We start from the raw sequence: 1,090 nt of genomic DNA, 5'->3' as shown, positions 1-1,090 counted from the left end.
CTTAAAAATATCGATAAGATTTTACCTGCCGTCTTGGATAATCCGCTTTATCGAGGGTTGCTGCAACACTTAGATAACACGCAAGAAATCATGCTGGGTTATTCAGATTCATCAAAAGATGGCGGTATTATCACCTCTGCATGGCAGCTGTATAGCGCGCAGCAAACCATTAACCGTATCGCTGAGGAATATGGTATCAAAACCCGCTTGTTTCATGGCCGTGGTGGCTCTGTCAGTCGTGGTGGCGGCTCAACACATAATGCAATTGCCGCTCAGCCCGCAGGGACACTGCATGGAGAAATTAAAGTCACTGAGCAAGGTGAAGTCCTTTATGCCAAATATGCCAACACCGATACCGCTGTGTTTGAGCTAACCATGGGCATCACTGGTACCCTCAAAGCGTGCTCAACAAGATTTGTGGTGCAACCGCCTGAACTACCAAATTATGAAGCACTCTTTGCGCGTCTAGCCGATGCGGGTGAACAAAGTTATCGTACGCTTACGGACCATACCGAAGGGTTTTATCAGTTCTACTCACAAGTGACGCCAGTGCAGGAAATCTCTTTATTAAATATCGGCTCACGTCCCGCGCATCGCAAAAAAGGCTTGCCGAGCAAAACGACTTTACGGGCAATTCCTTGGGTATTTGGCTGGTCATTAGCGCGTTTCACCTTACCTGCTTGGTATGGCGTCGGCAGTGCGTTACAGAGCGTTAAAGAGGAAGAAGAGTTAATGAGAGAGATGAATAAGCATTGGCCATTTTTTAGCGTATTTATCAGCAATATCGAAATGGCTTTTACCAAATCTGAGATGAATATCGCTCAGGCTTATAGCCAGTTATGTGACGATGAGGCGTTACGTGAAAAAATTATGCAAGCGGTCATCGATGAGCACCAGCTGACCTCTTCTGGTTTAAATTCCCTGCTTAACCAGACATCGTTATTAGCGCATCAGCAGAATCTTGCCGCTTCCCTTGAATGGCGAGATGCTTATTTAGATCCAATTAATTATATACAAATCGAGTTGTTAAAACGTGCCAGACAAAAAGACGTTACAGGCGTCATCAATCATGATGAGCTTGATGTTGAGG

1 protein-coding gene is annotated in these 1,090 nt (G+C 45.3%); it reads left to right on the top strand.

From position 1 onward, the window contains the following. On the top strand, positions 1 to 1,090 hold a 1,090-nt coding region (locus AAEY79_RS14140; protein ID WP_352288848.1), incomplete at both ends, for a phosphoenolpyruvate carboxylase.

It is taken from the genome of Psychrobacter sp. GW64-MNA-CIBAN-0177, assembly GCF_040309585.1.
Taxonomy (GTDB): domain Bacteria; phylum Pseudomonadota; class Gammaproteobacteria; order Pseudomonadales; family Moraxellaceae; genus Psychrobacter; species Psychrobacter okhotskensis.
Note: the sequence above shows the minus strand (reverse complement) of the source record. Positions and strands in the feature narration are given on the sequence as shown.